The sequence below is a fragment of the Streptomyces sp. NPDC058576 genome (genome assembly GCF_042718715.1).
Taxonomy (GTDB): domain Bacteria; phylum Actinomycetota; class Actinomycetes; order Streptomycetales; family Streptomycetaceae; genus Streptomyces.
Window position 1 is genome coordinate 43,098 of the sequence record NZ_JBHXPF010000027.1, and the last position, 7,391, is coordinate 50,488.

Here is a 7,391-nt window from a genome sequence, read left to right on the forward strand (position 1 = left end):
ACGAAACCGTCCGCACCATGCTGGACCAGGCGCTCATCGACACCGGGCTGACCGATGCCGTCGGCGAACCACTCCGATACACACCGCACGACTTCCGACAGATGTTCATCACCGATGCCATCCTCAGCGGACTACGCCGCAGATCGCCCAGGTAATCGCAGGTCACCAGGACATCAACGTGACTCTCGGCTACAAGGCCGTCTACCCCGAGGAGGCGATCCAGGCGCCCATGGCCTTCCTCGCCCGCCGCCGGTCCCTTCGCCCAAGCGAGGAATACCGCGTCCCCACCGGCGATGATTGGCATGAATTCCTAGGCCACTTCGAGCGACGCAAGGTCTCCATCGGAGCATGCGGCCGCGCTTTCGGCACTCCCTGCATCCACGAACACGCCTGCGTCCGCTGCCCTATGCTCTGGCCCGACCCCGCCCAACGTGACCGGCTCGTCGAGATCCGAGACAACCTCCTCGCCCGCGTTGCCGAGGCCGAACGCGAAGGATGGCTCGGCGAGGTGGAAGGGCTCCAGGTGAGTTTTGCCGGGCGGAGGACAATCTCGCCCAGCTTGATGCTGAGCAGACTCGGCGCGGCACTGTCGTCGACCTCGGGATGCCCACCTTCGCCCAGATCGCGATCCGCGCCAGTGACGTTGAGGAGCCCGCTCCGTGATTCGTCCGATCACCGACGAACCGGTCCACCGCCTAGGGCCTGTCCGGCGGATCATGTGACTGTCGGATTGCTGACTCGTTGTTCCCGGCATGGGGCGGGGTGATCTGACGAATGCCGAGTGGGGCCGGCTGGAGCCGCACTTCCCGGCGTCGGGGCAGCGTGGCGGCCGGTGGAGCGATCACCGCAGGGTGATCAACGGAATCTTGTTCCGTGTGCGAACGGGCATACCGTGGCGGGATCTTCCGGAGCGTTTCGGCAGCTGGAAGACCGTCTACGAGCGGCACCGGCGTTGGTCGGCGGACGGCACGTGGGACCGGATGATGCGTGCCGTCCAGGCGGACGCCGATCTCGCGGGCCGGATCGACTGGAGCATGGTCAGCGTAGATTCGACGTCCTGCCGTGCTCATCAGCATGCGGCCGGGGCCCGAAAGCAGAAGCCGCGCTTCCCGAAAAAAGGAGAACGCCCCGGCACCACCGCTCCGACGAGGGACTCGGGCGGTCCCGGGGCGGCCTGACCTGCAAGATCCACCTCGCCGGTGAGGGTGGATGCCGGCCCATGGCCTTCCTCGTCACGCCGGGCCAGTGGGGCGACGCGCCGCAGATGATTGAGGTCCTCGAACGCATCGCCGTTCCCCGACCGCTGGGCGGTCCGGCCGCGCACCCGGCCGGACCGCCTCGGCGGCGACAAGGCATACAGCTCACGCCGCAACCGCCGCTACCTGCGAAGACGCCAGATCAAGCACACCATCCCCGAGCCGAAGGACCAGCGGGCCAACCGCACAAGACGCGGAAGCAAGGGCGGTCGGCCCACCAGCTTCGACGGCGAGATCTACAAACGCCGCAACGAGGTCGAGCGAACGATCAACCGGCTCAAGAACTCCCGGGCCGTCGCCACCCGCTACGACAAGAGGGCCTACGTCTTCCACGGCACCGTCACCGTCGCCGCAATCCGGCTCTGGCTCCGCCCGTGAAATGCGCCCTGCATCTGGTTACACCAAGAACTGCTTAGCCGTCAGCAGCGTTGTCCCATACAGTGCCGAAGGTATGACGGCACTTGCATCCTTCACCTTCGTGCGCCACATAGACCGGCTCCGCTACCACTTCGAACGCGACGGCGAGCACAACGGCCGCCCCGCCTACCGCCGAGCAGACGGGAACGTGCGGTGTGTCTGGTCGCCCACCGACGGCTGGCACTGCGAGATCGCTGACGGCCTCGTCACCGCCCACCCCCTCAACACCCACGGCGACGAACCCGAACCCCCGGCCAACGTCTGGCGCAGCTTCAAAAGCGACCGCTCCTACCTCTACGACCTCCGGACCCTCGACCCCGAAGCATGATCCGCCGGACAGTGCCTAGGTCTTGCTGGTTCTTCCGGGCCCGGGAGGCACGTTGCAGAAGGGGCCTCAGGTGGTGCTGCGGACCACCAGACGGTGCGGAACGGTGAGTTCCTGCGGCGGTACGTTGTTGCCGGGGCTGTAGATGCGGTCGGCCAGGCACTGCAGGGATCGCTCGGCTATCTGTTGTTTGTCCGGGGAGACAGTGGTCAGCGGGGGGTTGCTGAAGCGGCCGTCCTCGATGTCGTCGAATCCGACGATTGCTAGGTCCTCGGGCACGCGCAGGCCTCGCTGGTGCGCTGTGTGGAGGGCGCCCAGGGCCAGTTCGTCGCTAAAGGCGAACACGGCGTCAGGGACCGCCGGCCCATCCAGCAGTTCGTTCATGGCTCGGGCCCCGTCCGCCCTGTTTAGCGCGCGGACGGGGCGCTGGAACTCCTGGTCGTGGAATAGTCCAGCCCGGTCGAGAGCACGCCGGTAGCCTTCGGTACGCAGCTGTGCGGTGCCGTTACCCAGATGGGGCTGGCTGCCGATAGCAGCGATGCGTCGTCGGCCGAGGCCGATCAGGTGGTTCGTGGCATCGTCGGCGGCAGCGACGTTGTCGACGGCGACCCGGTCGGCTGCACCGTGCGGATCGCGCTCGCCGAGCAGGACCAGGGGGACCGACGATTGGGCGGCCGCGAGTTCGGCGGGATCCAGTGCCCAGGGACTGATGATGAGTCCGTCGACGACGCGTCCGCCGCCCGGCGTGAGCAGTCGGCGCTCGGCTTCTGTGTCTCCCCGCGTCTGGTCGATGAGAACAGTCCATGAGCGGCGCCGGGCCTCATCCACCAAGAGGCCGGCGAGTTCGCCGAAGTAGGGGGAGTGCAGCTCGGGGATGGCCAGGCCGATGATGCCGGTGCGCCCGGCACGCAGACTGCGGGCTGCCAGGTTGGGGTGATAGCCGAGCGCGTCGATCGCTTCTTGAACGCGGCGACGGGTCTCGACGGCCACCGGCGCTGCTCCGCTGACCACGTTGGACACGGTGCGTACGGAGACACCGGCCCGGGCTGCCACGTCCTTCAGACGACTGCTCACCTCTGCATCCTGCCATGTACCCGATGGGCTGACAGAGCCGCAGCACGGGTATTGCAACGTTGCATGCATCGATGTAAATCTAAAGAGATAGCTGCTCCCACACAACAAGGCGAGGATGGCCATGCCCGCGACCCCCGAAAAGCCCGCCGTCGACAGCGCCGACGCGCTCAGTCCGGCCGACGCTTCTGTCGATGTGGCGCAGAACGTCGCCGACCTCTACAGGGACGGCATCACCGCGAGGAAGGGGGGCTTCACTGCGGCATGGGCCGACCGGCTGCGCGAGGACATCGAGACCGCCTTCGAAGAGGCGCGCTCCCGGACTGGCGGAGTTGTGGGGCGAGGACCCCAACGCTACTACGTGGAGATCCACCCCGAGCAGCTTCGAGGATTCGTCGAACTCGTCGACCACCCCTGGGTCCGGTCGCTGGCCACCGCTGTCCTCGGCCCTGACTACCGCATCGTCGAACTCGGATTCGATGTACCGCTGAAAGGTGCGGTGAACCAGCCATGGCACCGCGACTTCTCTATCCCCGAGCACACCCGCACGGAACGCCGCCTCACCTCGCTCGCGTTCAACCTCACCGCGGTCGACACAGCCCCGGACATGGGCCCCTTCGAAATTGCGCCCGGCACGCAATGGGACGAGGAACCCGATTTCGAACACGGAATGTTCCCGCCCCGTGAGCGCTACAGCCGCTACGAGCAACTCGCGGTGCGCAAGTACCCCCAGCGCGGCGACATCTCAGCCCGGTCCGCGCTCACCATGCACCGCGGGACCAAGAACGAGTCGTTGAAGGCCCGGCCCGTCCTTGTGCTCGGACTCGACGGGCCCGACGCGCACAATGATGACCGCCACGACGCGGCCGTCACCCGGGGCTTCTGGGACAGCCTGCCGCAGAGGGTTCGCAACCATCTTCACTGCCCGGTCGTCGATGAACTGACGCCTATCAGGCAGAAGCACACCATCGAGGGCTTGGTCATGGGCGCCCCTTGACGGCCTACCCTGCGAACCGGTCCCAAAGCAGGCTGGAGCGGCCGTCTTGCTGCTCGCGGACCGAACGGGACGAACTGGGGCAGGCGGTGGGAACGCACCGGATGGGACGAGATGAAGCTCTATACGTAATTCATCTTGACGCCGTAAAACCTGAGGCCGCTAGTCAGCCAGCATGGAGGGCTGGACCGGCGAGGAGTGGTCGCCGGTCCAGCACTAGGCATCCTGCCGACCCTGCCACGCTGGGAAGCGGGCCCCGACACCCTAGACGCCCTCACTATCGTGGCGAGGCCGCTACGCGACCGCCCAGGAGGGCCCCGGCGACCGATCTGCCGGCCCCCGCCAATAGCACTCGGCAGCAGCTGGACTCCACGACCGTCGCTGGGCTCCGGGGCGGGCGGAGCGCAGGCGCACGGACGTCGACCTGTACGCCGCCCTGGAAGACATCGCCGCCAACGGCCCGCCCTCGGTGGAGGACTGCACGCCGTGGGCGTACGTTGTGTGGGCTGTCGAAGTCGAGGACAGGGCAGACAGAGCAAGCCGCTGAACGCGTTGTGCCGTGTCGGGCTTGGGGACCCGGGCGCCGGCCTTCAGTGTTGGGCCCTGCCGCCGTTGTCAGGCACTCTTCGAAGCGTTGGTCTCCTTCCCCTGGGCCGGGAGCTTCGGCTGAGCCGCTGGCTTAGGCGCGGGCACGGCACTCGCGCTGCCCGCAGCGCGCCGAGCCTGCAGGGACCAGCCGTTCTTGATGCAGGAACGACCAGCCCGGCTTCTCGCAATTCAAGCAGTGCCCTGCCCATGCACTCGGCGGCCGAGGCACCATCGGCCCTCACCCCACCCTCCAGGGGCCCACCAGAGGCTGCGAATGTCCACGGCGGCTGACCGTCACGCAGGCGCTCCGCGTCGATCCGGATCATGGCACCTATCCCCTGCTCACCGAGCCATTCCAGGATGAGCATCGTCGAGTCCTCGACGCCGCTGTCCACATCCACCTTGGGCCGCCGCCCCATTCCCTTGGCCATAACCCTAACCAGGAGATGGATTGGCCTTGCCGCACGCCTGCAGGCGGCTCGGACCATGAAGAACAAGCTGAGGGCGCCGAGTCGATGCCGAAGCGGGCGTACCGCTCCGGAAGCAAGCGGATGCGTGGCGGGTAGCGGCCAGCGGGGCTCGGGACTCGTTACCGTGCCGGAGAGGCTGAGGTGTCGTCGGCCGTGTGGCTGCTCCTCCTGGCGCGCGCATCGGCTGCGGCGTAGGGCAGTCCGGGCACCAGGAGAGCCAGCGCAGCCCATAGCGGCAGGGCGAAGAGCACCTCGTCGCCTGTTAGCAGGCCGGTGAGGATCGCGGCGGGCAGAGCGATGGCGACAGCGACCGCGCAGCGTGCACGCATTCCCAGGCTGCCTCGGCGCAGCTCCCATACGACCGTGGCCACACCAAGGGAGGACCAGAAGGCCAGGTAGGCGGGCGTCACAGCGAGCTCGGACGTCCACCGGAGCAGGTAGGCAAGGATGAGGACGCAGCCGACTGCGAAGCAGGTCGTGGACACGGTGCGCGCAACCCGGCGGGAGAACGGGGCACGGGCCCGGGCCCATGCTGCGGCGAAGCTGCGAACATCCTGACCGACGACGTCCTGCCCGCTACGGCCGGCGGTCTGCGCATCCTCCAGGTGGGCGGCGAGCTCCTCAAGCATCTCGCGTACGGAGGCGTCATCGATTCCCCGGTACTCCCAATTGCTGCGGCACGCCGCGAGGATCTGCGCGTTCGTCATGGTGTGGTTCCCCCCGTGGGGTGTGTAGTGGTCAGGATGTGAGTCACCTGTCCGGCGAAGGCAAGCCAATCGCGCCTGCCGCCGCTCAGTTCGGCGTGGCCTGTCTCGGTCAGGCGGTAGTACTTCCGCGGGGCACCGCCGCTCGGAGAAGGAGCGCGGTAGGAGGTGATGAGCCCCGTCCGCTCCATCCGGGCGAGCAGCGGATAAATGCTGCCCTCGCTGACCAGTTCCAGCCCGTCGGCGTTGAGTGCTGCTGCGAACTCGAAGCCATATCTGGGCTGTTCAGCGATCAGCGACAGCAGGCAGAGATCGAGAACCCCGCGCAGCAGCTGGCTGCGTCGCTGGTCACCAGCTGCAGGTGGTCCCTTTGTCATGCGGTACAAGGTAGCCAGAGATTGTCTTGCTTTGCAAGACAGCTGAGGTAGTGGGTGGCACTCGACCCGCATGACCCGGAGGGCGCAGCCTCCCGCGCTCAGGTCGCACAGCGGCGCCGGTCGGGCTGCCGCGCAGTCGTGGCGCGCGCGTCGGACCCGTTGGACGCTCAGACGGCTGGCGAAAAACCACGCCCGCGTGAAGGCGAAATTTCAGCAACGGCTCAAATTGAGCCTGCCGATTCCGGCCAGTTCGGTTTCCCGTGAGGGCGCTGTAGACGTTTTTGCGCCATGATGGCCGATAATAAGATCCGCCTGTGAACAAATGGTCGCGCAGCGCTTCCTGGTTCACATCATGCGGCCGCAAAAGCAAATCGTTTCAAGATTTTGCATGCGTGATCTTGTTCACCGGCATCTCGATTGCTGAGACGCGGAACGGCGGGATATCTTCCTGGAGTTCGCCCCCGGCCAGACCAACCGGGTTGGCACACAGGGGGAAATAAAACGGGGAAGAAGACTGCGGGGCGCTGGTTTTGCTTGGAACCATCGCCTGCGCTCCGCCATGCCTTCTCCCCCGGCTACGCACCAAAGAGTCTACGTGAAGCGCACCACTCTGCGCGCGGCCGGTATCTCGGTGCTCGCTGCTGTTGCTCTCGGGGTTGCCGCGCCCGCAGCCACCGCTGCCACAGAGGCACCGGCCCGGACCGTCTCGATTACTCAGACGACCGACGCCCAGCAGGCGACGCGCTCCCTCTCGCTCTCCACGGCCGGCAGCACCGCAGCGTCGGGCCTCAGCGGGCCCACGAGCGGGGCCGCCATCAACTCCGCAAGCGGCGAAGTGAGAGCTCAGGGCGTCGGCGCGCTGATCAAGGCCGCATGGGATGCCATCAAGAAGGCCGGCCTGGCGAAGAAGGCGTTCAACGCCGCGAAGAAGGGCCAGACCGGCTTCACCAAGTGGGTCGACAGCCTGTCGAACTTCAACCCGGCGAAGTGGGCCATCAAGGCGCTGCCGGGCTATGCGGTGCAGGAGCTCATCACCTACATCCTGAACAACTTCACCGGCTGATCCCCTTCCGGGGGGGGGGGGGGGGGGGGCCCCCCCCCCCCCCCCCGGGGGCCGTTTTTGTGGGTGGCGCCGGGGGTGGTATTAAAAAAAAAAGGGGGCGAGCCGATTTTGTGTGTTTTTATGGGG

General features: G+C 66.8%; 6 protein-coding genes and 1 pseudogene. 4 read left to right on the top strand and 3 right to left on the bottom strand.

The features are described from left to right. The first annotated feature begins 752 nt into the window (after nucleotides 1–752). Both ACFWRV_RS20095 and ACFWRV_RS20100 read left to right on the top strand, forming a co-directional pair. Nucleotides 753–1,634: pseudogene (locus ACFWRV_RS20095) on the top strand (IS5 family transposase). A 73-nt stretch (nucleotides 1,635–1,707) separates the two neighbouring features. Next, entirely contained in the window at nucleotides 1,708–2,001 is a 294-nt protein-coding gene (locus ACFWRV_RS20100) for a hypothetical protein (protein WP_384336349.1), read from the top strand. Nucleotides 2,002–2,067: 66 nt separating this feature from the next. Here the strand turns inward: ACFWRV_RS20100 and ACFWRV_RS20105 are convergent, their stop codons facing one another. Continuing rightward, nucleotides 2,068–3,072 (bottom strand): LacI family DNA-binding transcriptional regulator, encoded by a 1,005-nt coding sequence (locus tag ACFWRV_RS20105; RefSeq protein WP_384336351.1) that lies wholly within the window; start codon nucleotides 3,070–3,072, stop codon nucleotides 2,068–2,070. Between the two features lie 115 nt (nucleotides 3,073–3,187). Here ACFWRV_RS20105 and ACFWRV_RS20110 point away from each other — a divergent pair, with 115 nt between their 5' ends. Continuing rightward, nucleotides 3,188–4,066, top strand: a complete 879-nt coding sequence (locus ACFWRV_RS20110; protein ID WP_384336353.1) for a phytanoyl-CoA dioxygenase family protein — start codon at nucleotides 3,188–3,190, stop codon at nucleotides 4,064–4,066. A 1,174-nt stretch (nucleotides 4,067–5,240) separates the two neighbouring features. Here the strand turns inward: ACFWRV_RS20110 and ACFWRV_RS20115 are convergent. Continuing rightward, complete coding sequence (locus ACFWRV_RS20115) at nucleotides 5,241–5,828, bottom strand: hypothetical protein (RefSeq protein WP_384336355.1); 588 nt, start codon at nucleotides 5,826–5,828, stop codon at nucleotides 5,241–5,243. After that, complete coding sequence (locus ACFWRV_RS20120) at nucleotides 5,825–6,202, bottom strand: PadR family transcriptional regulator (RefSeq protein WP_384336357.1); 378 nt, start codon at nucleotides 6,200–6,202, stop codon at nucleotides 5,825–5,827. The genes ACFWRV_RS20115 and ACFWRV_RS20120 overlap by 4 nt, the downstream gene beginning before the upstream one ends. 595 nt (nucleotides 6,203–6,797) lie before the next feature. On the opposite strand from ACFWRV_RS20120, the gene ACFWRV_RS20125 reads away from it, so the two are divergent. Continuing rightward, the gene (locus ACFWRV_RS20125) at nucleotides 6,798–7,265 is read left to right on the top strand and encodes a hypothetical protein (RefSeq protein ID WP_384336359.1); all 468 of its coding nucleotides are present in this window, start codon (nucleotides 6,798–6,800) and stop codon (nucleotides 7,263–7,265) included. Nucleotides 7,266–7,391 lie beyond the last annotated feature (126 nt).

Bases quoted from the DNA above. Each gene is read 5' to 3' on its own strand.
- ACFWRV_RS20100 (WP_384336349.1), top strand. From the start codon at position 1,708: ATGACGGCACTTGCATCCTTCACCTTCGTGCGCCACATAGACCGGCTC.
- ACFWRV_RS20110 (WP_384336353.1), top strand. From the start codon at position 3,188: ATGGCCATGCCCGCGACCCCCGAAAAGCCCGCCGTCGACAGCGCCGAC.
- ACFWRV_RS20115 (WP_384336355.1), bottom strand. From the start codon at position 5,828: ATGACGAACGCGCAGATCCTCGCGGCGTGCCGCAGCAATTGGGAGTAC.
- ACFWRV_RS20120 (WP_384336357.1), bottom strand. From the start codon at position 6,202: ATGACAAAGGGACCACCTGCAGCTGGTGACCAGCGACGCAGCCAGCTG.